This is a genomic window from Burkholderia cepacia (assembly GCF_001039005.1).
Classification (GTDB): Bacteria; Pseudomonadota; Gammaproteobacteria; order Burkholderiales; family Burkholderiaceae; genus Burkholderia; species Burkholderia theae.
The window spans coordinates 87,879-113,790 of the sequence record NZ_LDWR01000058.1 but is presented as its reverse complement, the minus strand read 5'-3'; the positions used below and the strand labels follow the sequence as shown (position 1 = coordinate 113,790).

General features: G+C 66.4%; 23 protein-coding genes and 1 pseudogene. 19 read left to right on the top strand and 5 right to left on the bottom strand.

Annotated features, from left to right (window positions below):
• Positions 1–82: 82 nt before the first annotated feature.
• Complete coding sequence (locus VL15_RS30830; protein WP_048250504.1) at positions 83–808, bottom strand: glutathione S-transferase; 726 nt, start codon at positions 806–808, stop codon at positions 83–85.
• 128 nt (positions 809–936) lie between these two features.
• The gene (locus VL15_RS30825) at positions 937–1,269 is read right to left on the bottom strand and encodes a cupin domain-containing protein (protein ID WP_048250502.1); all 333 of its coding nucleotides are present in this window, start codon (positions 1,267–1,269) and stop codon (positions 937–939) included.
• A gap of 397 nt (positions 1,270–1,666) precedes the next feature.
• Here VL15_RS30825 and VL15_RS30820 point away from each other — a divergent pair, with 397 nt between their 5' ends.
• The 7 genes from VL15_RS30820 (at position 1,667) to asd (ending at position 8,363) form a co-directional block, all read left to right on the top strand.
• Entirely contained in the window at positions 1,667–2,488 is an 822-nt protein-coding gene (locus tag VL15_RS30820) for a hypothetical protein (protein WP_048250500.1), read from the top strand.
• 32 nt (positions 2,489–2,520) lie between these two features.
• Entirely contained in the window at positions 2,521–3,279 is a 759-nt protein-coding gene (locus tag VL15_RS30815) for a hypothetical protein (RefSeq protein ID WP_048250498.1), read from the top strand.
• Between the two features lie 232 nt (positions 3,280–3,511).
• Positions 3,512–4,921: a 3-isopropylmalate dehydratase large subunit gene (leuC, locus tag VL15_RS30810; RefSeq protein WP_048250496.1), complete on the top strand. Its 1,410-nt coding sequence runs from the start codon at positions 3,512–3,514 to the stop codon at positions 4,919–4,921.
• A 3-nt stretch (positions 4,922–4,924) separates the two neighbouring features.
• On the top strand, positions 4,925–5,071 hold the full coding sequence (locus tag VL15_RS30805) for an entericidin A/B family lipoprotein (protein ID WP_021158717.1): 147 nt from the start codon (positions 4,925–4,927) through the stop codon (positions 5,069–5,071).
• A 68-nt stretch (positions 5,072–5,139) separates the two neighbouring features.
• On the top strand, positions 5,140–5,790 hold the full coding sequence (leuD, locus tag VL15_RS30800) for a 3-isopropylmalate dehydratase small subunit (RefSeq protein ID WP_048250494.1): 651 nt from the start codon (positions 5,140–5,142) through the stop codon (positions 5,788–5,790).
• 76 nt (positions 5,791–5,866) lie between these two features.
• A complete protein-coding gene (leuB, locus tag VL15_RS30795; protein WP_048250492.1) occupies positions 5,867–6,934 on the top strand; it encodes a 3-isopropylmalate dehydrogenase in 1,068 nt (355 codons plus the stop codon).
• A gap of 307 nt (positions 6,935–7,241) precedes the next feature.
• Positions 7,242–8,363: an aspartate-semialdehyde dehydrogenase gene (gene asd / locus VL15_RS30785; RefSeq protein ID WP_048250489.1), complete on the top strand. Its 1,122-nt coding sequence runs from the start codon at positions 7,242–7,244 to the stop codon at positions 8,361–8,363.
• Positions 8,364–8,465: 102 nt separating this feature from the next.
• Here asd and flgE read toward each other — a convergent pair whose 3' ends face one another.
• The gene (gene flgE / locus VL15_RS30780) at positions 8,466–9,710 is read right to left on the bottom strand and encodes a flagellar hook protein FlgE (RefSeq protein ID WP_048250487.1); all 1,245 of its coding nucleotides are present in this window, start codon (positions 9,708–9,710) and stop codon (positions 8,466–8,468) included.
• Between the two features lie 799 nt (positions 9,711–10,509).
• On the opposite strand from flgE, the gene VL15_RS30775 reads away from it, so the two are divergent.
• From VL15_RS30775 to VL15_RS30720, 12 genes are all read left to right on the top strand, one after another.
• Entirely contained in the window at positions 10,510–12,591 is a 2,082-nt protein-coding gene (locus tag VL15_RS30775; RefSeq protein WP_048250486.1) for a FimV/HubP family polar landmark protein, read from the top strand.
• A complete protein-coding gene (truA, locus tag VL15_RS30770; RefSeq protein ID WP_048250484.1) occupies positions 12,591–13,403 on the top strand; it encodes a tRNA pseudouridine(38-40) synthase TruA in 813 nt (270 codons plus the stop codon). Before VL15_RS30775 ends, truA begins: the two co-directional genes overlap by 1 nt.
• Entirely contained in the window at positions 13,400–14,101 is a 702-nt protein-coding gene (locus VL15_RS30765) for a phosphoribosylanthranilate isomerase (protein ID WP_048250482.1), read from the top strand. The genes truA and VL15_RS30765 overlap by 4 nt, the downstream gene beginning before the upstream one ends.
• 55 nt (positions 14,102–14,156) lie before the next feature.
• The gene (gene trpB, locus VL15_RS30760) at positions 14,157–15,350 is read left to right on the top strand and encodes a tryptophan synthase subunit beta (RefSeq protein WP_048250481.1); all 1,194 of its coding nucleotides are present in this window, start codon (positions 14,157–14,159) and stop codon (positions 15,348–15,350) included.
• A gap of 9 nt (positions 15,351–15,359) precedes the next feature.
• Complete coding sequence (locus tag VL15_RS30755; protein ID WP_048250480.1) at positions 15,360–16,211, top strand: DNA-methyltransferase; 852 nt, start codon at positions 15,360–15,362, stop codon at positions 16,209–16,211.
• Between the two features lie 46 nt (positions 16,212–16,257).
• A complete protein-coding gene (gene trpA, locus VL15_RS30750; protein WP_027791147.1) occupies positions 16,258–17,073 on the top strand; it encodes a tryptophan synthase subunit alpha in 816 nt (271 codons plus the stop codon).
• 65 nt (positions 17,074–17,138) lie between these two features.
• Positions 17,139–18,011 (top strand): acetyl-CoA carboxylase, carboxyltransferase subunit beta, encoded by an 873-nt coding sequence (gene accD, locus VL15_RS30745; protein ID WP_048250479.1) that lies wholly within the window; start codon positions 17,139–17,141, stop codon positions 18,009–18,011.
• A gap of 100 nt (positions 18,012–18,111) precedes the next feature.
• Positions 18,112–19,422: a bifunctional tetrahydrofolate synthase/dihydrofolate synthase gene (folC, locus tag VL15_RS30740; protein WP_048250478.1), complete on the top strand. Its 1,311-nt coding sequence runs from the start codon at positions 18,112–18,114 to the stop codon at positions 19,420–19,422.
• A gap of 29 nt (positions 19,423–19,451) precedes the next feature.
• The gene (locus VL15_RS30735; RefSeq protein ID WP_048250477.1) at positions 19,452–20,288 is read left to right on the top strand and encodes an SPOR domain-containing protein; all 837 of its coding nucleotides are present in this window, start codon (positions 19,452–19,454) and stop codon (positions 20,286–20,288) included.
• Positions 20,289–20,294: 6 nt separating this feature from the next.
• Positions 20,295–20,789 carry a CvpA family protein gene (locus tag VL15_RS30730; RefSeq protein WP_027782633.1) on the top strand — a complete coding sequence of 165 codons (495 nt, stop codon included), beginning with the start codon at positions 20,295–20,297 and terminating at the stop codon, positions 20,787–20,789.
• A gap of 51 nt (positions 20,790–20,840) precedes the next feature.
• On the top strand, positions 20,841–22,373 hold the full coding sequence (gene purF / locus VL15_RS30725; protein ID WP_048250476.1) for an amidophosphoribosyltransferase: 1,533 nt from the start codon (positions 20,841–20,843) through the stop codon (positions 22,371–22,373).
• 242 nt (positions 22,374–22,615) lie between these two features.
• On the top strand, positions 22,616–23,806 hold the full coding sequence (locus VL15_RS30720; protein ID WP_048250475.1) for an O-succinylhomoserine sulfhydrylase: 1,191 nt from the start codon (positions 22,616–22,618) through the stop codon (positions 23,804–23,806).
• 129 nt (positions 23,807–23,935) lie between these two features.
• Here VL15_RS30720 and VL15_RS30715 read toward each other — a convergent pair.
• A pseudogene (locus VL15_RS30715) lies at positions 23,936–24,874 on the bottom strand (NAD-dependent epimerase/dehydratase family protein); the annotation flags it as partial.
• Entirely contained in the window at positions 24,861–25,907 is a 1,047-nt protein-coding gene (gmd, locus tag VL15_RS30710) for a GDP-mannose 4,6-dehydratase (RefSeq protein WP_048250474.1), read from the bottom strand. The gene gmd and the pseudogene VL15_RS30715, both read right to left, overlap by 14 nt.
• Between the last annotated feature and the right edge of the window lie 5 nt (positions 25,908–25,912).

Here is a 25,912-nt window from a genome sequence, read left to right as displayed (position 1 = left end):
GAGCACCTTCTGCGGCACGTGCGTGGTCGCGTGAACGGGAACGGTGCCGCCGCGCGCGACGACGCACCTATGTCGGCGGCCGTTACTTGTCCAGCTCCGGATAGTGCCGGAAGATCCCCATGTCGTTGAACGGGATGCGGCGCTCCGACTCGAGATAGCGCACGACGGGCGGATGCTGCGCGACGCGGTCGTGCAGCGCGACGAGCCCCGCGACCTTCCGCTCCGCGCGCTTCATCGCCTTCGGAAACGCGTAGCGCAGGCCCTCGACAAGCTGGAACATCGACAGGTCCGCATAGCTGAGCGCGCTGCCGGCGATGTAGCCGCCCTCGTGCGGATTCTGTTCGAGCACGCGATCGAAGTAGCCGAGGAATTTCGGCAGCCGGTTCTCGAGGAAATCGGCCGCACGCTCGGCGGCTTCCGCTTGCTGGTCCTCGTAGTACAGGCAGCTTGCGATCGGATGATGCGTGTCGTGGATCTCGGTGACGAAATCGGCGACGGTCAGCTGGAGCTGGTGCACCCACAGCCGACCGGCTTCGTCGTCGGGCGCGAGCCCGAGCCGCGTGCCGAGAAACAGCAGGATGTTCGCGGTCTGCCCGACGACCAGGTCGCCGGCCTTCAGGAACGGCGGCGCGAGCGGTACGCATTCCGCTTTCGTGCTGTCCATCATGCGCATCATTGCCGACACGCCCATCCCGCGCCCCGATTCGCGCGCGACGTCGACATAGTCGGCTTCGGCCGCCTCGAGCGCGAGCCGCACGTATTCGCCGCGGCCCTGGATCTCGGGCCAGTAATAGAGTTCATATCGCATGCTGTGCTCCTGTCCGCTGAACCGGCTGTTGGCGGTTTCGTGAAGACCGGGCGGCCGTGCGCCGCCCGTTGCGAATAGACAGTCTAGAAGATCACGGGAAAAGCGCCGCGCGCGTTACGCGTGACGCTTCACTCGCCGCGTACGCCGCGTTCGCCGCCTTCGGGGCCGTAGAAGAATACCCACGTCGAGAAGTCGTCGGAGAAGCCGACGAAGCGATGCTCCGCGTGCGCGGCGACGAACAGCGCATCGCCGGCCGTGACGCTGCATTCGCGTCCGTCGACGACGAAGCGCGACGTGCCGGTCGCGATCACGTAAACCTCGTCGCGCGTATGCGGCTTCTGCTTGTCCTCGATGCGGGGCCGGTACAGTTCGACGTCGAGCGAACCGTGGCGAAACAGTGTCATGAATAGCGTGCCTTCGTAGTCGAGGCGCGCAAGCGATTCGTTCAGGCCGAGCTTCATCGTGGTGGGCTCCGGATCCGATCGTGGGGACGTGCGTTGCATCATCGTATCGCGAAATTGGGCGATCACGGTTCAGCGCGCGACGAAGCACGCGAATCGCATCACTCGCCACCGATGGAACATCGGCAAGTCCGCTCGCCACGCATGAAACAAAATCGTCCATCGGTGAAACGGCGTCACGATAGCCTGCATTCGATCGACAGGTTCACCGCAATTTAATAAACGCCCACTACGATCCAGCATCGTCGATCGACAGCGTGCTGCGATCCGATCCGCGCGTCGATCCTGTCGCCCGCCTTCCAGCCGCGCGACGTGCCCGATTGTCATTTCCCGTGAACCCGCGATTTGCATCGCCGCGACTGGTCGCCGGCGTTGTTCGCATCGTTTCGTATTTCTTATGAATCTGAATCCGTCGGCCTCTTCACGCAGAAAATTCCTTGCCGCCGCACCCGCCGTTGCGGCGGCACCGCTGCTGAGCGCATGCGGCGGCGACGACGTTACGTCGGCGCCCATCACCGATTCGGCGCTTGCTGCCCAGATGTCCGCAAAACTGAACGCGCAGCTCGGCGATGCGGCGACGGTCAACGCGATCGTGCCGGCGTTGACCGACGTCGGCTTCACGTGGGACCTGCCGACGGCCCCGGCCGCGCAGGTCGGCGCGATCGTCGCGTACAGCTTCGGCAACCGTCCGAACGCGGCGAGCGGCAACACGTCGAGCAACGGCGGCAACCAGGCCGCGCTGCCCGATCCGGGACCGGTCAACGAAGCGCTCGCGGATGCCGTGTACCGCATCCGCCAGTTGAAGCCCGTCAAGGTCTACGCGCAGTGGGAAATCGCGCGCTTTCTCGTGTCGAAATACGGAATGGGCACCGACGTGTTGTCGTCGATCGAGCCGGTGATCGCGAGCGACGGTTCGATCGTGTACCTGAGCACGGCAGGTGTCGCGGCGGTGGCTGTGTCGCGCGCGGGCGGTGCGGCCGCGATGGGCACCGTCGCGGTGGTCGGCCATCGCGACCATGCGAAGCGCTGCATCCAGACCTCGCAGCAGGCGGGCATGAAGGCGGCAGCCGTTGCCGAGGTACCGCTCCCGACGATGTACGACCCGCAATCGGGCCAGCCGTGGACGCGCAATCGCAGCCTGTATCTCGTGCACGACATGTATGCGCAGATGCTCGGCCGCGCGATGGCCGCGACGATGCAGGCGTTCCCGAAGGGCTGACGCCTTCCGTTTTTCACTCGAATCTCATGACCATGACGACCCGCCGCCATTTCCTGGCTTCCACTTCCGTGTTCGCCGCGTCGTGCGCCGCCAGCGCGCCGAGTTTCGCGAGCGACGCACCGGTTTCCGATGCCGAACTGCAACGCCAGATGCTCGGCAAGCTGACGACCGAGCTGAACGACCGCGCAACGGCCGCCGACGAGGCCGGCTACCTGTTCGACACCTTCTTCTCGTGGACGCCGCCGACCGTCGATTCGAGCCGCATCCGCACGATCGTCGCGTACGGCTTCGGCAGTCGCGCGCCGGCATCCGGCACCGTGCCCGTACCGGGGCCCGTGAATGAAGCGATCGCCGATGCGGTGTTCCGGCTGCGCCAGACGATTGCGATGCCGATTTTCGCGCAGCAGGAGGTCGCGACGGTGCTCGCGTCGAAGTACGGGCTGACGGCCGGCGTGACGTCGATCGCGACGCCTGCCGCGGTTGCCGGCAGCCCGATCCCGACGCCCGACGGCGTCGCCGCCGCGATCGTCAGACAAGCTGGCTCGGCCGCGGCGCTCGGCACGGTCGGGATCGTCTCGCACGCGGATCAGGCGTCGATCGCCGTGCGCGTGTCGAATGCGGCGGGGATGCAGGCGGCGGTGCCGGCCGGGCTGGCGCTGCCGTCGCTCTACGACACATCCGCGCAGCAGCCGGCGATGCGCCGCCGCGATCTGTACCTGATGAGCAATGTCGGCATGCAGTTCGCGATGCTGCGGCTCGATTTGATCAACCGCGAATATCCGAACGGCTGAGCCGCGGGGCTTCGGCCCGGCGCGCGCGATCCGTGCGACGCGATCCGCGATCGCAGTTCACCGGATCCCGCGCGCCCCGTTTGCCGGGTAATGCCGATACAGGTATTGGCACTACCAGCCAAACCACTGTTTTTAATGGGTTTTTTCGCATCCGGCCTGCGCCGCGACGCGTTCTGCGTGGCATAATCGACCGCATCCGTAAGGCTTGTAGTCACAACGACCCCGCATACCCATGGCACAGACTCTCTACGACAAACTGTGGAATACCCACGTGGTCCACACCGAGGATGACGGCACGACTTTGCTGTACATCGACCGTCAGCTGCTGCATGAAGTCACGAGCCCGCAGGCATTCGAAGGGCTGAAGATCGCACAGCGTCCGGTGTGGCGCATCAGCGCGAACCTGGCCGTGTCGGACCACAACGTGCCGACCACGGACCGCAGCCACGGCATCGCCGATCCCATCTCGAAGCTGCAGGTCGACACGCTCGACTCCAACTGTGATGCGTTCGGCATCACGCAGTTCAAGATGAACGACGTGCGCCAGGGCATCGTCCACATCATCGGGCCGGAGCAGGGCGCGACGCTGCCGGGCATGACGATCGTGTGCGGCGATTCGCATACGTCGACGCACGGCGCGTTCGGCGCGCTCGCGCACGGCATCGGCACGTCGGAAGTCGAGCACGTGCTCGCGACGCAAACGCTGCTGCAGAAAAAGAGCAAGAACATGCTCGTGAAGGTCGAGGGCGCACTGCCGCGCGGTTGTACCGCGAAGGACATCGTGCTCGCGATCATCGGCAAGATCGGCACGGCAGGCGGCACGGGCTACGCGATCGAATTCGGCGGCTCGACGATCCGCGCGCTGACGATGGAAGGCCGCATGACGGTCTGCAACATGGCGATCGAGGCCGGCGCGCGCGCGGGCATGGTCGCCGTCGACGACACGACGATCGATTACCTGAAGGGCCGTCCGTTCGTGCCGACCGGCGCGGAATGGGATCAGGCCGTCGAGTACTGGCGCCAGTTCAAGTCCGACGAAGGTGCGCAGTTCGACCGCGTGGTCGAGCTGAACGCGGCCGAGATCGTCCCGCAGGTCACGTGGGGTACGTCGCCGGAAATGGTCACGTCGATCGACGGTCGCGTGCCCGATCCCGAGCGCGAGAAGGATCCGGTCAAGCGCGACGCGATGGAGCGTGCGCTGGCCTACATGGCGCTCGAGCCGAACACGCCGATGGAAGCGATCAAGGTCGACAAGATCTTCATCGGCTCGTGCACGAACGCGCGGATCGAGGATATCCGCGCGGCCGCGTATGTCGTGAAGAAGCTGAACCGCCGGATCGCGTCGAACGTGCGTCTCGCGATGGTCGTGCCGGGCTCGGGCCTCGTGAAGGCGCAAGCCGAGCGCGAGGGGCTCGACAAGGTGTTCACGGACGCCGGTTTCGAATGGCGCGAGCCGGGCTGCTCGATGTGCCTCGCGATGAACGCCGACCGGCTCGAGCCGGGCGAGCGCTGCGCGTCGACGTCGAACCGCAACTTCGAGGGCCGGCAGGGCGCGGGCGGTCGCACGCACCTCGTGAGCCCCGCGATGGCCGCCGCCGCGGCGATCGAAGGTCATTTCGTCGACATTCGCAAGCTGGGGTAACGCGTGACGGCATCCAAGGTCATCGCGCGGCTGGTCGCCGCGCTGGCGCTGGCGGGGCTGGGTTTCGGCCTCGCCGGCTGCAATACCGTCCAGGGCTTCGGGCAGGACGTCAACGCCGCCGGCAACGCGCTGAAGCGCGCCGCGGAGTGACGATTCCCGCCGAGAATTTGTCGATGTGTGCCGGCTGAACGCCGGCCCTTCAACCGGATAGACGGATCATGGAAAAATTCAATGTGCATACCGGCGTCGTGGCGCCGCTCGATCGCGAGAACGTCGACACCGACGCGATCATCCCGAAGCAGTTCCTGAAGTCGATCAAGCGCACGGGCTTCGGTCCGAACGCGTTCGACGAATGGCGCTACCTCGATCACGGCGAGCCGGGCCAGGACAACTCGAAGCGTCCGCTGAATCCCGACTTCGTGCTGAACCAGCCGCGCTACCAGGGCGCATCGGTGCTGGTCGCGCGCAAGAACTTCGGCTGCGGCAGCTCGCGCGAGCACGCGCCGTGGGCGCTGCAGCAGTACGGCTTCCGCGCGATCATCGCGCCGAGCTTCGCGGACATCTTCTTCAACAACTGCTACAAGAACGGCTTGCTGCCGATCGTGCTGACCGAGCAGCAGGTCGATCACCTGTTCAACGACACGTATGCGTTCAACGGTTATCAGCTGACGATCGACCTCGACGCGCAGGTCGTGCGCACGGGCGACGGCCGCGAGTATCCGTTCGAGATCGCCGCGTTCCGCAAGTACTGCCTGCTGAACGGCTTCGACGACATCGGCCTCACGCTGCGCCACGCGGACAAGATCCGCCAGTTCGAAGCCGAGCGGCTCGTGAAGCAGCCGTGGCTCAACACCAAGCTGGTCGGCTGATATCGCCTTCGAGGCGGGCGCGCTGTCGGCGCGCTCGCCGGCCTGCCTCCATAACCTACCCAGTCAGGAATAACGCATGAAGATTGCAGTGCTGCCCGGCGACGGCATCGGTCCGGAAATCGTCAATGAAGCCGTGAAGGTGTTGAACGCACTCGACGAGACGTTCGAGCTCGAGCAGGCGCCGGTCGGCGGCGCGGGCTACGAGGCGAGCGGTCATCCGCTGCCCGACGCGACGCTGAAGCTCGCGAAGGAAGCCGACGCGATCCTGTTCGGCGCGGTCGGCGACTGGAAGTACGACTCGCTCGAGCGCGCGCTGCGCCCCGAGCAGGCGATCCTCGGGCTGCGCAAGCATCTCGAGCTGTTCGCGAACTTCCGTCCGGCGATCTGCTATCCGCAGCTCGTCGATGCGTCGCCGCTCAAGCCCGAGCTCGTCGCGGGCCTCGACATCCTGATCGTGCGCGAACTGAACGGCGACATCTACTTCGGCCAGCCGCGCGGCGTGCGCGCCGCACCGGACGGCCCGTTCGCCGGCGAGCGCGAAGGCTTCGACACGATGCGCTACTCGGAACCGGAAGTGCGCCGCATCGCGCACGTCGCGTTCCAGGCGGCACGCAAGCGCGCGAAGAAGCTGCTGTCGGTCGACAAGTCGAACGTGCTCGAAACGTCGCAGTTCTGGCGCGACATCATGATCGACGTGTCGAAGGAATACGCGGACGTCGAGCTGTCGCACATGTACGTCGACAACGCGGCAATGCAGCTCGCGAAGGCGCCGAAGCAGTTCGACGTGATCGTGACGGGCAACATGTTCGGCGACATCCTGTCGGATGAAGCGTCGATGCTGACAGGCTCGATCGGCATGCTGCCGTCGGCGTCGCTCGACAAGAACAACAAGGGCCTGTACGAACCGTCGCACGGTTCGGCGCCGGACATCGCGGGCAAGGGCATCGCGAACCCGCTCGCGACGATCCTGTCGGCCGCAATGCTGCTGCGCTACTCGCTGAATCGCGCGGAGCAGGCCGATCGCATCGAGCGCGCGGTGAAAACGGTGCTCGAACAGGGTTACCGCACGGGCGACATCGCGACGCCGGGCGGCAAGCTGGTCGGCACGACCGAAATGGGCGATGCGGTGATCGCGGCGCTGTAAGGCTTTGCGGTAATAACGTAGAAAGGGCGCGAACAGGCTGCAAAAACGGCCGGTTCGCGCGCGGTTGGCCGTTGTGCGGGCAACCGGCTTTGTGTAGACTCGAACGATGGCGCATATTTCCCTGATCTCCCCGGTCTTGAAACTCCACGGCAGCATTGCCCGTGCGGGTGCGCGCGCCATCGTCATCACGAAAACCATTACCACGAAAACGATCATTAAACGCTGATCGTCCGTCGTGCCCGCCTTTTTCCCCGCGCGGTCACAGCGGGGACGGAAATGGCGGGGAAGCTCCATCAAAGGGTTAGTCATGAACGTAGGTCTCGTAGGTTGGCGCGGCATGGTCGGCAGCGTCCTGATGCAGCGCATGCAGGAAGAGGGCGATTTCGACCTGATCGAACCGGTGTTTTTCAGCACCAGCAACACGGGCGGCAAAGCGCCGTCGTTCGCGAAAAACGAGACTACGCTCAAGGATGCGACCAACGTCGACGAGCTGAAGAAGTGCGACGTGATCATCACGTGCCAGGGCGGCGACTACACGAACGACGTGTTCCCGAAGCTGCGCGCGGCCGGCTGGAACGGCTACTGGATCGATGCGGCATCGTCGCTGCGGATGAAGGACGACGCAGTCATCATCCTCGATCCGGTCAACCTCGACGTGATCAAGGACGCGCTGGTCAAGGGCACGAAGAACTTCGTCGGCGGCAACTGCACGGTCAGCCTGATGCTGATGGCGCTGGGCGGCCTGTTCCGCGAGAATCTCGTCGACTGGATGACGGCGATGACCTACCAGGCCGCATCGGGCGCGGGCGCGCAGAACATGCGCGAGCTGCTGTCGCAGATGGGCACGCTGAACGGCGCGGTGCAGGAACAGCTCGCCGATCCGGCTTCCGCGATTCTCGACATCGACCGCCGCGTGCTGGCCGCGATGAACAGCGATGCGATGCCGACCAGCAACTTCGGCGTGCCGCTCGCCGGCTCGCTGATCCCGTGGATCGACAAGGATCTCGGCAACGGGATGTCGAAGGAAGAGTGGAAGGGCGGCGCGGAAACCAACAAGATCCTCGGCAAGCCGGCCATGGGCGAGCCGGGCTCGATCCCGGTCGACGGCCTGTGCGTGCGGATCGGCGCAATGCGCTGCCACTCGCAGGCGCTGACGATCAAGCTGAAGAAGGATGTGCCGCTCGACGAGATCAACGGCATCCTCGCCTCGGCGAACGACTGGGTGAAGGTTGTGCCGAACGAGCGTGAAGCATCGATGCGCGACCTGTCGCCGGCGAAGATCACCGGCTCGCTGACGGTGCCGGTCGGCCGTCTGCGCAAGCTCGCGATGGGCGGCGAATACCTGTCGGCGTTCACGGTCGGCGACCAGCTGCTGTGGGGCGCGGCCGAGCCGCTGCGCCGCATGCTGCGCATCCTGCTCGACAAGTAAGCCCGCTTGCCGGTCCGGCCTGTGGGCCGGGCTGCACAAGATGACGCGCCGCGTCGGCCTTGATGATGTCAAGGCTGGCGCGGCGCGTTTTTCATGCGCGGATCAGCGCAGGTTCAGCAGCGTCTGGTCGACTGTCTGCTGGCTCTTGATCGTCTGCGCATTCGCCTGGTAATTGCGCTGCGCGGTGATCAGGTTCACGAGCTCGGTCGTCAGGTTGACGTTCGAGTTTTCCAGCGCGCTCCCCTGCAGCGTGCCGTGGTTCGTGCTACCCGGCGCGGAGATCTGCGGCACGCCCGACGCGGCGGATTCGGTGTACTGGTTGCCGCCGATGTTCACGAGCCCGTTCGGGTTGTTGAAGTTCGCGAGCGCGATCAGGCCGAGCACCGCGCTTTGCCCGTTCGAGTAGTTGCCGGTCAGCTTGCCGTCGGGGCCGATCGAGAACGTCGTCAGTGTGCCGCTCGCGAAACCGTCCTGCGCGAGGTTGGTCACGCCGTTCTTCCCGCCGTACTGCGTCGTGCCGCTCAGGTCGAGCGTCAGGTTCTGCGGGTTGGCGCCGCCCGTCGTGTTGGGGACCGAGAACGCGAACTGGCCGAGGCTCGGCGTCGGCTGGCCGGTGGCGGCCGAGGTCGTCGAGCTGATCCGGCCCGACGTGTCGAACGTGACCGTGCCGAGATTCGTCGGCGTCTGGCCCTGCACGCCCGCGTACGCCTGCCAGGTGCCGGCCGCGCCCTTCGTGAAATACATCGTGACCTGCTGCGAGCCACCGAGCGTGTCGTAGACCTGGATTGACGAGTTGTAGTTGTACGTCGTGTTGTCGGTCGCGTTGAACGGCGTCTTGGTCGGCACCTTGTCCTGCGAGTTCAGGTTGAACTGACCGGTGATCTTGGTCGTCGCCTGCGGTGCGATGTTGTTGGTCGGCGCCTGCAGCGGCACGGTCGCCGCGGTGTTGATCGCGCCGCCCGCGCCTGCCGCATAGCCCATCAGGTTGCGGTTTTGCGAGTCGACGATGGCGCCGTTCTTGTCGCGGTGGAACGTGCCGTCACGCGAGTACGTCGTCGCGCCGTTGCTCGACATCTGGAAGAAACCGTTGCCGTTGATCGCGATATCCAGCGACGAGTGAGTCGTATTGATCGTCCCCTGGCCGAACTGCTGCTGCACCGATGCGAGCTGCGTGCCGATGCCGATCTGCGTGTTGACCGACGTCGCGACCGAATTCGCATACATGTCGGAGAAGTTCGCGCGGCCCTGCTTGAAGCCGGTCGTGTTTGCGTTCGCGATGTTGTTGCCGATCACGTCGAGATTGCTCGACGCGCCGGCCAACCCGCTCAAACCCTGCTGATAGCCCATGTTCGATCCCCGTAACGAGCTGGTGAGTGAATGCAGTCGTGCGACTGCGCGATGCCCCCTGGCACCTCACGGCGTCAGCCCGGCCTGCGCTCCCGCCTTTCCGGCATGTGCGAACGCGATGGTCGAATTGCGCCGATTCTTGTTTGAAGTCGATCGTAGCGACCGCAATTATTTGATCTGTGTAATTTTGTGTAATGTAATTGAATTGCCGGTGAAACGATTGCTTTTGTACGACCAATGGGGAGGGCAGTATGGGCTGTAAGCCTTATGGGGCGGGGCTTTCTGGGATGAAATGTTCAATTCGACGATAAGAGAGGGGAATTGACTTCTTATCGTTCAATTGAAATTTATTGGAATGGGATTGGCGGGCCGGTGGGATTTTTTTATTGGCGGCTGTTAATCCATTAACGGCAGGCGGTGCGAATTATTGAGCGGGCGTGCCTGATTCCGCGGCCGCGGTTCCGCGTCGGGCGCCCGGGCGGGCGAGCCTCCGGTGCGCGCCCGAAAGCCGCATGATTCGTTCGGGATGCGAGGGCTTTGATTCATCGGGGAGCGTTCTTTTGATCACCCTGGCGCGCCGGCTGCAGCGTGCGGACCGGGGCGGCGGCGCGGCCGGTTGCACCTGCCGGCGACGAATTCGGCCCGAACCCGATCGCGTGAAGTAAACTACGCGGTTACGACGCACAGACCCGCCTAAAGCGTCGCGTTCCGCGCGACGCTTTTGCATTTCTGCGGCAACTTTATTGACGCTTCCAACCGCGAATCCGAGCCGCGCCTGCGCGCGGCGATAGAGCCAACGATGTCCCGAATTTCCTTGTTTCCGCGTCAGTCCCGTCTGTCGCGCGCCGTGCGTGGCGCGCTGGCGATCCTGGCGCTCGGCGCAGCCGCGTCAGCTTGGGCGGCCGGCGCCGGCGAACTGCCGGCTTCCGCTGCCGGCGCCGCGCCGCTTACCGTGACGGTCCAGCCGGGCCAGTCGCTGAATGATCTCGCGAAAGCGGCCACGCAATCGCACGATCCCGGCGTGCTCGCGCGCGCCGGCCGCACGCTGTTCGACGCCAATCCGCAGGCGTTCATGAAGCACGACGCGAGTCGCCTGAAAGTCGGTGCGACGCTGACCGTGCCCGCGCTCGACGCGACTGGCGCGGCGCTCGTGCCGGCCGGTGCCTCTGGCGCATCCGGTGCGACGGCAGCCTCGGCACCCGCCGCCGCATCGGGCGGGGTGGCGGGCGCGCAGCATGGCGCGTCCGCGCCGCATCCGGTGTCGGCCGTGCAATCCGCGCCGGTGGCGCCGGCCGTGCATGCGGCTCCGGTGAGCGGCGCGAGCGTTGCGACGGCCGCGGGGGCGTTGGCTTCGGTCGGCGCTTCGGCCGCGCACGGTGCGTCGGCTGTCGAAAGCATGCAGCCGGCGGCGCCCGCGGCCGGTGCAAGCGGCCCGCACGTGTGGAGCGGTTCGATCCAGTCGGCGCCGTCGTCCGCGAGCGAGGCCGCGGTCCAGCCTGCGCAGGGCAGCCAGGGTTCCGGCGCGAACGAACCGGCCGGCGCTGCGCCCGTCGCGGGCGCGTCGCAGCCGCGACCGTCGAGCCTGCAGCAATTGCTGGCGCTGAAGAACCGCGTGCTGATGGAGTTGCAGAAGCACGGCATCGGCAAGCCGGCCGGGCCGAACGACGTCGCGCCGTCGATTGCGGCGGCTCCTGCCGCGCCGCGTGCGGCCGCGAACGATGCGGGTGCGTCGGCTGCCGCGTCGACCGCAGGCGAAGCCGCGTCCGGCGTAGCCGCCAGCGCGGTGCAACCGGCATCGGCGCCCGCGCAACCAGCCGCGCCCGTGGCGGCGCCTGCGCGCCGTACCGAACAGATGGACTGGCGTCCGGCCGCAGTGGCCGGCGCGGCCGTGATCGTCCTCGCGGCCGGTTTCATGTGGCGCAAGCGCCGCAAGGGCCGGCGCACGGACGATACGGGTACGGCGGCTGCCGCAGCGGGCGGTGCCGCGGCTGCGGAAGCTGACGTTGCGCCGGCCGTCGAACGCGAACTGCCGATCCAGCCCGAAATGCCGGTCTCCCGCGATGCGGCTGCCGACATGCACCTTGCCGCGGCGACTGCCGCAGCGGCGGAGACGATCGAGCCGCACGATGCGGATGCAGCGACGGTGCCCGAAGCGACGAAGCCGCATGGCGAGCAGCTCGAGTTGCCGTCCGCCCACGCCGAAGACTTGCCCGTGAGCGAGGCGGCCACGCCGCCGGCGCCGCACGACACGGAACCGGTGGAAGAGGCCGCCGCCGACCAGCCGGCCGAGACGCCCGCCGCGCCTTTGGCGCCCGAAGCGCAGCACGCGGCGCTGATGCAGAACGCGATCAGCGCGCTCAACAGCCTCGACATGCCGCTGCCGCCGCGCGCACCGGACGAGCCGTCGCCGGCATCGGATGAGCCGGCTGCGCGAGCAGAGCCGTCCAGCACCGATCAAATCGCAACTAACGGTCAATTCGCGCCACACCCGCCGATTGGCTCGGGTGATCCGACCCCGGAACATCCGGCCGACCAGGACGACGAGTTCGAGTGGGACCCGGACGCGGCGACGCCCGCCGGCCACACAGGCAGCCCGTCCGCGACGTCGACGCTGCCGCCGCTCGGCGGCGCGCAGTTCGGTGCGCTGAAGCTCGATTTCGACCTCGACCTGCCGTCCACGCCGGGCGCCGCGCTTCCCGCGCTGACGCCGGGCGAACTCGCACGCATCGCGCGCAACAAGCTCGATCTCGCGTCCGAGTACGTCGAACTGGGCGATCTGTCCGGTGCGCGGACGCTGCTGCAGGAAGTGGTCGACGCGAACGACGCCGCGACGCGCGACGACGCGCGCGCGCTGCTCGCGAAACTGGCGGACGAGGCGTGATGCGGATCGCACTGGGTATCCAGTACGACGGCGCGGCGTTCTGCGGCTGGCAGGCGCAACCGCACGGCAAGACCGTGCAGAACGCACTCGAGCACGCGCTGGCCGAGTTCGCGCGGGTGCCGTTGCACACGACGGTGGCGGGGCGGACCGACACCGGCGTGCACGGGCTCGGGCAGGTCGTGCATTTCGACACGGACCTCGATCGCGACGATTTTTCGTGGGTGCGCGGAACCAACGCGTTCCTGCCGTCGACCGTGTCGGTGCAATGGGCGAAGCCGATGCCGGAGGCCTTCAACGCGCGTTTCTCGGCGTTCGAGCGCACCTATTACTACGTGCTGTACGTGCACCCCGTGCGTTCGCCGATGCTGGTCGGTCGCGCGGGCTGGATCCATACGCCGCTCGACGACGACGCAATGCGCGCCGCGGCCGCGCACCTGATCGGCGAGCACGACTTCTCGTCGTTCCGGTCGTCGGAATGCCAGTCGAAGACGCCGGTCAAACATCTGCATCAGATCGACGTGCGGCGCGCGGGCCATTTCATCCATTTCCGCTTCCGCGCCAACGCGTTCCTGCACCACATGGTGCGCAACCTGATGGGCTGCCTCGTCGCGGTCGGGCGCGGCCGCTATCCGGCCGACTGGGTTGCCGACGTGCTGGCCGGGCGCGACCGCGGCCTCGCGGCGCCCACGTTCATGGCCGACGGGCTGTACCTCGCCCACGTCGGCTACCCGGCGGAATTCGCCGTCCCGCCCGCGCAGCTCGGCAGCGTGCCGTGGAGCAGCGTCTGGGCCGATCTGGACCTTCAATCATGACGGATCACGCCGTTTATCCTTCGACTTCCGCCGCGGCCGGCCTGCCGCCGCGCACGCGCATTAAGCTGTGCGGGCTGTCGCGTCCCGAGGACGTGCTGCACGCGGCGGCGCTCGGCGCCGATGCGATCGGCCTCGTGTTCTACCCGAAGAGCCCGCGCGCGGTGACGATCGCGCAGGCGGCCGAACTCGCGCGCCTGGCGCCGCCGTTCGTGTCGGTGGTCGGGCTGTTCGTGAATGCGACCGAAGCGGAGATCGAGGCCGTGGTGCGCGACGTGCCGCTCACGCTGCTGCAGTTCCATGGCGACGAGACGCCCGAGCAGTGCGATGCGCTCGGCCGCGCGGCACGCCTGCCGTGGCTGCGCGCGGTGCGCGTCGGCCCCTCGACGCAGCCGTCCGATTTGGTAGAATCGGACCTTCATTATTCGAAAGCGCGCGGCCTCCTGTTCGACACCCTGGTGCCGGACTACGGTGGTAGCGGCAAGGTCTTCGATTGGTCTCTTATTCCCGCAGAGCTCGCGCGTCGGGCCGTTTTGAGTGGTGGCTTGAACGCGCAAAACGTCGGTGATGCGATCCGCCAGCTGCGCCCGTTTGCTGTCGATGTCTCCAGTGGCATCGAAGTGGAGGGCGCGAAGGGCGTGAAGGATCACGCCCGAATGGCGGCGTTCGTACGCGCGGTGCGCGAAGCGGATGCCGGGTGATGCAAGCCGGTGCGGCCCCGAAAGCGGGGCGCATCGACCGATCGAGAGAGACACCATGTACAACCTTCCTGATAGTCGCGGCCACTTCGGCCCGTATGGCGGCGTGTTCGTCGCCGAGACGCTGATTCACGCGCTGGACGAACTGCGCGCGGCGTATGAAAAATTCCAGAACGATCCCGACTTCGTCGCCGAATTCGAGCGCGAGCTGAAGCATTTCGTCGGCCGTCCGTCGCCGATCTATCACGCGCAGCGCTGGAGCGAGACGCTCGGCGGCGCGCAGATCTACCTGAAGCGCGAGGACCTGAACCACACGGGCGCGCACAAGATCAACAACGTGATCGGCCAGGCGCTGCTCGCGAAGCGCATGGGCAAGAAGCGCGTGATCGCCGAAACCGGTGCCGGCCAGCACGGCGTCGCGACCGCGACGATCTGCGCGCGCTTCGGGATGGAGTGCATTGTCTACATGGGTTCCGAGGACGTGCGCCGGCAGGCCGCGAACGTCTACCGGATGAAGCTGCTCGGTGCGACGGTCGTGCCGGTCGAGTCGGGTTCGCGCACGCTGAAGGATGCGCTGAACGAGGCGATGCGCGACTGGGTCACGAACATCGAAAGCACGTTCTACATCATCGGCACGGTCGCGGGCCCGCATCCTTACCCGATGATGGTGCGCGACTTCCAGCGCGTGATCGGCGACGAGTGCAAGGTGCAGATGCCGGAGATGACTGGCCGGCAGCCGGACGCGGTGATCGCCTGCGTCGGCGGCGGCTCGAACGCGATGGGCATCTTCTATCCGTACATCGACGACCAGTCCGTGCAGCTGATCGGCGTCGAAGCGGCCGGCGACGGCCTCGACACGGGCCATCACGCGGCGTCGCTGATCGCCGGCAGCCCGGGCGTGCTGCACGGCAACCGCACGTACCTGCTGCAGGACGACAACGGCCAGATCATCGAGACGCATTCGGTATCGGCGGGCCTCGACTATCCGGGCGTCGGCCCCGAGCATGCATGGCTGAAGGACAGCGGCCGCGCGCAGTATGTCCCGATCACCGACGAGGAAGCGCTGAAGGCGTTTCACGACTGCTGCCGGATCGAGGGGATCATTCCCGCGCTCGAGTCGAGCCACGCGATCGCATATGGCGTGAAACTCGCGCCGACGTTGCCGAAGGACAAGATCCTGCTCGTCAACCTGTCGGGCCGTGGCGACAAGGACATGCACACGGTCGCCGAGCGATCGGGCATCGAGCTCTGACCCCGACCGATGCGTGACCTGATCGAAGAGCCGGGCGGCGGTGCTGCGAGCGAGGCGGAGGCGGTTCAGCCTGCCGCCGCCGTGCCGCGCGCGCTGCCGTCCGGTATCGAACTGCATAACCGCGATTTCCTGACCCATGCCGCGCACCTGCCGGACGCGTCGATCGACCTGATCGTCGCCGATCCGCCGTACGGGCTCGGCAAGGACTACGGCAACGACTCGGACAAGCTGTCGGGCGACGTGTTTCTCGCGTGGACGCGCGAGTGGCTCGAACTGGCGATTCCGAAGCTCAAGCCGAGCGGGTCGATGTACATCTTCTGCACATGGCAGTACGCGCCGGAAATCTTCAGTTTCCTGAAGACGCAGCTCACGATGGTCAACGAGATCATCTGGGACCGGCGCGTGCCGAGCATGGGCGGCACGACGCGCCGTTTCACGTCGGTGCACGACAACATCGGCTTTTTCGCGGTTTCCAAGGCGTATTACTTCGATCTCGATCCGGTCCGCATCCCGTACGACGCCGACACGAAGAAGGCCCGCTCGCGCAAGCTGTTCGAAGGCAGCAAGTGGCTGGAGATGGGCTACAACCCGAAGGACGTCTGGTCGGTCTCGCGCCTGCACCGGCAGCACGCGGAGCGCGTCGATCATCCGACCCAGAAGCCGCTGGAAATCATCGAGCGGATGGTGCTCGCAAGCTGCCCGCCGGGCGGCCGCGTGCTCGATCCGTTCATGGGCAGCGGCACGACTGCGGTGGCCTGCGCACGGCAGGGGCGCGACTTCGTCGGCTACGAGATCAACGAAAGTTATTGTGCGATCGCGCACGAGCGCGTGAACGCGCTCGCCGCGCAGGCATGCGCGTGAATCGCGCCGCCGCATCGCCGAACGCAATGCATCCAGGAAAATTGCCATGTCCCGTATCCAGCAGACCTTCGCCGCGCTCGCCGAACAAGGCCGTAAGGGCCTGATCCCGTTCATCACGGCCGGCGACCCCGACCCCGCGAAGACCGTCGAATTCATGCACGCGCTCGCCGAAGGCGGCGCCGACGTGATCGAACTCGGCGTGCCGTTCTCGGACCCGATGGCCGACGGCCCCGTGATCCAGCGCTCGTCGGAACGCGCACTCGCACGCGGCGTCACGCTGAAGAGCGTGCTCGCCGACGTGAAGCGCTTCCGGGAAACCGACCCCAAAACCCCCGTCGTGCTGATGGGCTATGCGAACCCGATCGAGCGGATGGGCGTCGACGCGTTCGCGGCCGAAGCGCAGGCGGCCGGTGTCGACGGCGTGCTCGTCGTCGACTATCCGCCGGAAGAGGCGGGCGTGTTCGCCGAAAAGATGCGCGCCGCGCAGATCGATCCGATCTTCCTGCTCGCGCCCACGTCGACCGACGAACGCATCGCCGACGTCGGCAAGATCGCGAGCGGCTACGTGTACTACGTGTCGCTCAAGGGCGTGACCGGTGCGGGAAATCTGGATGTTTCGAGCATTGCGGGTAAAATCCCGGCCATCAAGTCGCGCGTGCCGGTTCCGGTGGGCGTCGGCTTCGGTATCCGCGACGCCGAAACGGCGCGCGCGGTGGCCGAAGTGTCGGACGCCGTCGTGATCGGCAGCCGTCTGGTGCAGCTGCTCGAAAGCGCCGCGCCGGAAGGCGCCGCCGCCGCGCTGAAGACGTTCATCGCCGAGCTGCGTGCCGCGCTGGACGGCGCGGGCAAGACGGCGCGATAACACCAACATAGGAAGGCGGGAACGGGCCGCGCGGCCCGACCCGCCACGGAACAGGAAACCATACGATGAGCTGGCTCGACAAACTGTTGCCGCCGAAGATCAAGCAGACCGACCCGAAAAGCCGCAAGGGCATTCCGGAAGGCCTGTGGGTCAAGTGCCCGTCCTGCGAGGCCGTGCTGTACCGCAACGACGTGGACGCGAACCTGCACGTGTGCCCGAAGTGCGATCACCACATGCGCATCGGCGCGCGCGAGCGTCTCGACGGGTTGCTCGATCCGGAAGGCCGCTACGAGATCGGCCAGGAAATCGTGCCGGTCGACACGCTGAAGTTCAAGGACAGCCGCAAGTACCCCGATCGTCTGAAGGAAGCGATGGACGAGACGGGCGAGACCGACGCGATGGTCGTGATGGGCGGGGCGATCCACACGCTGCCCGTCGTCGCGGCCTGCTTCGAGTTCTCGTTCATGGGCGGCTCGATGGGCTCGGTCGTCGGCGAGCGGTTCGCACGCGGCGCGCAGAACGCACTGGAACAGCACGTGCCGTTCATCTGCTTCACGGCGTCCGGCGGCGCCCGGATGCAGGAAAGCCTGCTGTCGCTGATGCAGATGGCCAAAACCACCGCGATGCTGACCAAGCTGGCCGAAGCGAAGCTGCCGTTCATCTCGGTGCTGACCGACCCGACGATGGGTGGCGTGTCGGCGAGCTTTGCGTTCCTCGGCGACGTCGTGATCGCCGAACCGAAGGCGCTGATCGGCTTTGCCGGCCCGCGCGTGATCGAACAGACGGTCCGCGAGAAGCTGCCGGAAGGTTTCCAGCGTGCCGAATTCCTGCTGACGACGGGTGCGATCGACATGATCGTCGACCGCCGCAAGATGCGCGACGAGATCGCGCAGCTGCTCGCGCTGCTGCAGCGACAGCCGGCCGACGCGCTGGCCTGACCGGCGCAAGGTGGTGAACTCTGCGCGTCGCCTGGCTTCAGCGTCAGGCGGCGCGCTTCGTTTTTTGGCGTAGTGGCGGTACCGATCCAGATTTGATCCGATGAGCACTTTTCCCACTCTCGACGCGTGGCTTTCGCATCTCGAACGTGCGCACCCGGTCGGCATCGACATGGGCCTGACCCGCATCGGGCAGGTCAAGACGGCGCTGCAGCTCGAATTCGCGTGCCCCGTCATCACCGTCGGCGGCACGAACGGCAAGGGCTCGACCTGCGCGTTCCTCGAGACGATTCTCGTGCGCGCGGGCTACAAGGTCGGCTGCCACACGTCGCCGCACCTGCTCGAATTCAACGAGCGCGCACGCGTGAACGGGCAGAACGTCACCGATGACGAACTGCTGCCGCACTTCGAGGCCGTCGAAGCCGCACGCATGTCGCTGCCCGAGCCCGTGTCGCTCACGTACTTCGAATTCACGACGCTCGCGATCCTGCATCTGTTCGCGTCGCGCGGGCTCGACGCGGTGATCCTCGAAGTCGGCCTCGGCGGCCGGCTCGACGCAGTCAACATCATCGATACCGACTGCGCGATCGTCACGAGCATCGACATCGACCACACCGAATATCTCGGCGACACGCGCGAGAAGATTGCGTTCGAGAAGGCCGGGATCTTCCGCGCGGGCAAGCCGGCGATCTGCGGCGATCCGGCCGTGCCGCAGACGCTCGTCGACCATGCCGAAGCGATCGGTGCCGACCTGTGGCTCGTCGGCCGCGATTTCCGCTACGAGGCGCAGGCGGGTGCGGAGCGCCAGCAGTGGAGCTACCTCGGTCGCGAGAAGCGCTATCCGGCGCTCGCGTATCCGGCGCTGCGCGGCGCGAATCAGCTGATCAATGCGTCGGCCGCGCTTGCCGCGCTCGAGGCGCTGCGCCCGCTGCTGCCGGTGTCCGCGCAGGACATCCGGCTCGGGCTCGCGAACGTCGAGCTGCCGGGGCGCTTCCAGGTGCTGCCCGGCAAGCCGGCGATCGTGCTCGACGTCGCGCACAACCCGCACGCGGCGGCCGTGCTCGAACAGAATCTCGGCAACATGGGCTTCTTCCCGTACACGTACGCGGTGTTCGGCGCGATGCACGACAAGGACATCGACGGCGTGCTGCGGCACCTGAAGGGCGAGATCGACCACTGGTGCGTGACCGATCTGCCGCTGCCGCGCGCGGCCTCCGCGGAGCAGCTCGAAGCCGCGCTGCGCAAGGCCGGCGTGGAGGAGGGGCCCGATTCGAGCGTGACGCGTTACGCGTCGCCCGCCGAAGCGTTTCGCGATGCACTAAAAAGAGCATCCGAGAATGATAGAATCGTGGTTTTCGGCAGTTTCCATACGGTTGCCGGCGTGCTGGCCTACCGTAAATCGCAGCAACACTGACTGACGGGCAGTTTCGGACTCAGCCATTCATGGGAATTTTCTCGTTCGGCAAAAAAGACGACGACGCGCCCACGCGGCGCGGCGGTCGCACCGGGACCTCCCGGAACGTGCGCACGGAGCGCACTGAACGCGTCGAGCGACGCTCACGCCGCACCGAGCGTCCGGAATCGGACGCGCTGCTCCTCGATCCGACCCTTCCAGAAAAGCAACGCGCGCGCCGTCGCCTCGTCGGCGCGATCGCGCTCGTCGTGGCTGCCGTGATCGTGCTGCCGATGGTGCTTGATTCGCACCCGAAGCCGGTGACGGACGACATCGCGATCGACATCCCGAACCGGCCCGCGCACCAGGCGGTCGCGCCGCGCGACGACGACGCATCCGATGTGCAGGCGGGCGTCGCGCACGACGAGCCGCCGGCGTCCGATGCCGCCGTCGCGGCGGGCCCGGCGCCCGCGCCGAAGGATGCCGACAAGCCGGCCGCGAAACCCGATACGACGACCACGGCAAGCGTGACGCCGCCGAAGCCCGCGCCGAAGCCGGTCGCCCCCGCGGCGAAACCGGCCGCGCCGAAGCCGGTGCCCGCGACCGTCGCGAATGCCGACACCGCAAGCCCGGACAGCAGCGACGCATCGTCGCCGGCGTCGCCGGCCGGTGCGCGCTTCGCGGTGCAGCTCGGTTCGTTCAAGGATGACGCGACGGCCCGTTCGTGGGCCACCAAGTTGAAATCGGCGGGCGTGCCCGCATATGTCGAGCATCGCAAGCAGGCGGACGGCAGCACGGCTACACTGCTGCGTGCGGGCCCATTCGCGGATCGCGCGGCGGCTTCCGCCGCGATCGCGAAGGTGCGCGAAGCCGGTCTGACGCAATAACGCACGATGCTGACGGCTTTCGACTACGCTGTATTGGCGGTGATCGTGTTGTCGGCGCTACGCGGTGCGTGGCGCGGCTTCGTCTCGGAGATTTTCGGGCTGATCGGCTGGATCGCGGCGATCGTGATCGCGGGCCGCTACGTCGGGCTGGTCGTGCCATATATTCCGGCGAACTGGCCGGGCGGCGCGCTGACGCAGTGGGTGATCGCCTTCGCGTTGCTCGTGATCGGCGTCGTGCTGGTCGCCGGTGTCGCGAACGCGCTGCTGTCGCGGATCGCGCAGGCGAGTGGCCTGGGCGGCGTCGACCGCTCGCTGGGCATGATGTTCGGGCTCGTCCGCGGCTGCGTGCTGGTGGTGCTGCTGGTCGCGGCGGCCGGGCTGACCGAACTGCCCAAACAGGATTTCTGGCGCAATGCGCTATTGCGTCCTTTCGCCGAACAGGGCGTGCACGAGCTGAAGCAGCTCCTGCCCGACGGCATGGCCCAGTACGTACGCGTGTGACGACGCGGCCGGGCAGGACGGAACCGATTTTGTCATTCTGAAGGACATGCCATGTGCGGCATCGTAGGTGTTATCTCCCAATCCCCGGTCAATCAGCTGATCTATGACAGCCTGCTGCTGCTGCAGCATCGCGGTCAGGACGCGGCGGGCATCGCGACGGTGGACGGCAGCAATTTCCACATGTACAAGGCGAACGGCATGGTGCGCGACGTGTTCCGCACGCGCAACATGCGCAGCCTGCCCGGCACCTACGGCATCGGCCAGGTGCGCTACCCGACGGCCGGTTCGGCGTCGAGCGAAGCCGAGGCACAGCCGTTCTACGTGAACGCGCCGTTCGGGATCATCCTCGCGCACAACGGCAACCTGACGAACTGGCAGCAACTGAAGGACGAGATGTTCCGGATCGATCGCCGGCACATCAACACCAATTCCGACAGCGAAGTGCTGCTCAACGTGTTCGCGCACGAGCTGCAACTGTCGACCACGGGCCTCGAGCTCGATCCGGCCTCGGTGTTCAAGGCAGTCTCGGGCGTGCATCGCCGCCTGCAGGGCTCGTATGCGATCGTGTCGCTTATCGCCGGCTACGGCCTGCTCGCGTTCCGCGATCCGTTCGGCATCCGCCCGCTCTGCCTCGGAAAGCTCGAGACCGAGCACGGCACCGAGTGGATGGTCGCGTCGGAGTCGGTGGCGGTCGAAGGCATCGGTTTCGAATTCGTGCGCGACGTGCAGCCGGGCGAAGCGATCTTCATCGACCCGGCCGGCAACTTCCACAGCCAGCAGTGCGCGGAGAAGCCGACGCTGAACCCGTGCATGTTCGAATACGTGTACCTCGCGCGTCCGGATTCGTGCCTCGACGGCGTGCCTGTCTACAACGTGCGCCTGCGCATGGGCGACTATCTCGCCGAGAAGATCAAGCGCGAGCTGCCGAACGTGCCGATCGACGTCGTGATGCCGATTCCCGATTCGTCGCGCCCGGCTGCCATGCAGGTCGCCGCGAAGCTCGGCGTCGAGTATCGCGAAGGCTTCTTCAAGAACCGCTACGTCGGCCGCACGTTCATCATGCCGGGGCAGGCGGTGCGCAAGAAGTCGGTGCGCCAGAAGCTCAACGCGATGAGCATCGAGTTCAAGGACAAGAACGTGCTGATCGTCGACGATTCGATCGTGCGCGGCACGACCTCGCACGAAATCGTGCAGATGGCGCGCGATGCGGGCGCGAAGTCGGTGATCTTCGCGTCGGCGGCGCCGCCGGTGAAGTTCCCGAACGTGTACGGCATCGACATGCCGACGCGCGGCGAGCTCGTCGCGCACGGCCGCACCGACGACGAAGTCGCGAAGATCATTGGCGCCGACCACCTGATCTACCAGGACGTCGACGATCTGCGCCGCGCGGTGCGCGACATCAACCCAAAGCTCGAACGCTTCGAGGCGTCGTGCTTCGACGGCAACTACATCACCGGCGACGTGACGCCCGAGTATCTCGACAGGATCGAGCGTGCACGCCTCACGCCGGCGTCGCAAGCCGATCGCGACACGGCCGGCGAGACCGAGCGCTCGCAGATGAACCTGCAACTGTCGGTCGAGTGACACCGGCGTACGCTTTCGCCGAAGCGTGATAGGATGTGGCCTTGCGTCGATTTGATATCAGCTTGCGGACGCGGGGCAACTTCCCAAAACAGCTAAAGCGAAGGTCGGCGGAAGTCGGCCCGAGTCGATCGCTGTCGTACCCCGAAGCCCGCTGATGCCGATGCATAGCGGGCTTTTTGTTTTGGCCTGGTTTTGGTCAGGTTTGCGCGACACGCGCAACCATCGAATACGGAAAACGGAACATGGACGACTCCCTCAACTTCGACACGCTTGCCGTGCGCGCGGGCACGCTGCGCAGCGACTTCAACGAGCACTCGGAAGCGCTGTTCCTCACGTCGAGCTTCTGCTTCTCGAGCGCGGCCGACGCGGCCGAGCGCTTCGCGAATTCGGAAGACTACTTCACCTATTCGCGCTTCACGAACCCGACCGTCACCATGTTCCAGGAGCGTCTCGCGGCGCTCGAGGGCGGCGAGGCGTGCATTGCGACCGCGTCGGGGATGGCCGCGATCATGTCGGTCGTGATGTCCGCGCTGCAGGCGGGCGACCACCTGGTCAGCTCGCGCAGCCTGTTCGGCTCGACGCTCGGGATGTTCTCGCAGATCTTCAGCAAGTTCGGGATCACGACGACCTTCGTCGACCCGACCGACCTGAACGCATGGCAGGAAGCCGTGCGGCCGGAAACGAAGATGTTCTTCCTCGAGACGCCGTCGAACCCGCTGACCGAACTCGCCGACATCGAGGCAATCGGCAAGATCGCGAAGGCCGCGAACGCGCTGTTCGTTGTCGACAACTGTTTCTGCAGCCCGGTGCTGCAGCAGCCGCTGAAGCTCGGCGCGGACGTCGTGATGCACTCGGCGACGAAATTCCTCGACGGGCAGGGCCGCGTGCTCGGCGGCGCGCTGGTCGGCTCGAAGGAATTCATCATGGGCAAGGTGTTCCCGTTCGTGCGCAGCGCGGGCCCGACGCTGTCGGCATTCAACGCGTGGGTGCTGCTGAAGGGGATGGAGACGCTGTCGCTGCGCGTCGAGAAGCAGTCGGCGAACGCGCTGGAGATCGCGCGCTGGCTCGATTCGCATCCGGCGGTTGCGCGCGTGTTTCATCCGGGCCTCGAGTCGCACCCGCAGCACGAACTCGCGAAGCGTCAGCAGAAGGCGGGCGGCGCGATCCTGTCGTTCGAGCTGAAGGGCGACACGCCCGAGCAGCAGCGCGCGAACGCATGGCGCGTGATCGACAGCACGAAGCTGATCTCGATCACCGGCAACCTCGGTGACACGCGCACGACGATCACGCATCCGGCGACCACGACGCACGGCCGCATCACGCCGGAAGCGCGTGCGGCGGCGGGGATCACCGAAGGGCTGATCCGCTTGTCGGTCGGCCTCGAGGACGCGGGCGACCTGCGCAACGATCTCGCGCGCGGTCTCGGGGGCTGAGCGCGCCGGCAGCGGCCTTCATAACGATGCGACGGGGCGCGCCGGCGTCCTGTCGCCATCGGCACCGTAGTCACGGCGCACGCCTTCGCGCGTGCGCGATCCGTTCGGCGTACGTGCAGGCGGCATGTCGTCACGCACCGCGCTCACCATCCACCGCAAAGTTTCGTCGAGCGGCGTGACGGGCAGTTCGCCCACCGCGCGCCGCAGTTTGTCGCGCGACCCGCTCAGGCTCTTCACTTCGTTGTGCCGCACGAAACGCGGATCGACCGTCACGTCGATCACGTAGCCGGCGATGCGGGACAGTATCGCCAGCACTTCGTTCAGCGAATACGCACGCTCCGAGCAGACATTGAGTATCTCGCCGGCCGGCGCGGTTTCGATCAGCTTCAGATAGGCGGCCGTCACGTCGCGCACGTCGGAGAAATCGCGGCGCACGTCGAGATTGCCGAGCGAGATCCGCGGTTCGTTGCGCGCGTAGTGCGCGACGAGCTTCGGCAGCAGATACGTATCGCTCTGGCCGACGCCCGTGTAGTTGAACGGCCGCGCGATCACGATCGGCAGCCGGTCGGCCCACAGCTTCGCCGCATATTCCATCGCGAGCTTGCTGATCGCGTAGTCGTTCGCGGGGGCGGGCGGGACGTTTTCGTCGAGTACGCCGGCCGTCGAGTTGCCGTAGATGTTCGCGCTGCTCGCGAGCAGCACGGCAGACGGGCGGCGGTCGAGGCCCGCGAGCGCGGCCAGCAGGTTGCTCGTGCCGACGACGTTGACCGCGTAGGTTTGCGATGGGTCATCTTGCGCGACATGCGCGCGCGCGGCGAGATGCACGACCGCATCGGGTCGTGCGTCGGCCGCGGCCGCACGTACCGCATCCGCGTCGAGCAGGTCGACGGGCAGCAGCGTGCAGTTCGCGAACAACGGTTCGTCGGACGGCGGCGAGCCGGGCGCGACCGTGCCCCAGACTTCGTAGCCCGCCGCTTCGAGGTGTTGCACCATGTAGCGGCCGGTGAAGCCCGTCAGGCCCGTGACGAACGCCCGGCGCGGGGCGTGTTCGAGATCAGAACGTGTCATGGTGCTGGTTCCGCGTCAGATCCGCCTCGACCATCATCTGGCAAAGCTGTTCGAGCGTCGTCTCCGGTGCCCAGCCGAGCTTGCTCTTGGCCTTGTCCGCGCAGCCGATCAGCAGATCCACTTCCGCGGGACGGTAGAACTTGGGATTCACTTCGACGAGCACGTTGCCCGTCGCCACATCGAGACCGCGTTCCTGCTCACCCTTGCCGGTCCATTCGATCTGATAGCCGGCCGCCACGAACGCCATCCGCACGAAGTCGCGCACGGTTTCGGTGCGATTGGTGGCCAGCACATAGGTGTCGGGCTCGTCGGCCTGCAGCATCCGCCACATCCCTTCGACGTATTCGAATGCAAAGCCCCAGTCGCGCTTCGCGTCGAGGTTGCCGAGCTCGAGGCGCGTTGCCTTGCCGAGCTTGATCTTCGCGACGGTGTCGGTGATCTTGCGCGTGACGAACTCGCGGCCGCGCAGCGGCGATTCGTGGTTGAACAGGATCCCGCTGCTGCCGAACAGGCCGTACGACTCGCGGTAGTTCACGGTCATCCAGTGCGCATACAGTTTCGCGGCGCCGTACGGGCTGCGCGGATAGAACGAGGTCGCTTCCGTTTGCGGAATCGACTGCACCTTGCCGAACATTTCGGACGTCGACGCCTGGTAGAAGCGTGTTTTCGGGCTCACGACGCGGATCGCCTCGAGCAGGTTCAAGGGACCCAGGCCCGTCACCTCGGCGGTCGTCGTCGGCTGGTCGAACGATACGCCGACGAAGCTCTGCGCGGCCAGGTTGTACAACTCGTCGGGCTGCGTACGTTCGAGCAGGCGCAGGCTCGCGCCTGCGTCGGTCAGGTCGTGCTCGACGAGCGTGAGGTTCGGGTGCGTGTCGACGCCGAGCTCGGCGATACGCCAGAAATTCACCGAGCTGGTACGGCGGTAGGTGCCCGTGACTTCGTAGCCCTTGTCGAGCAGCAGCTTGGTCAGGTAGGCGCCGTCCTGGCCCGTGACCCCCGTGATGACGGCCTTCTTGCGAGTTTGGCTCATGGCGT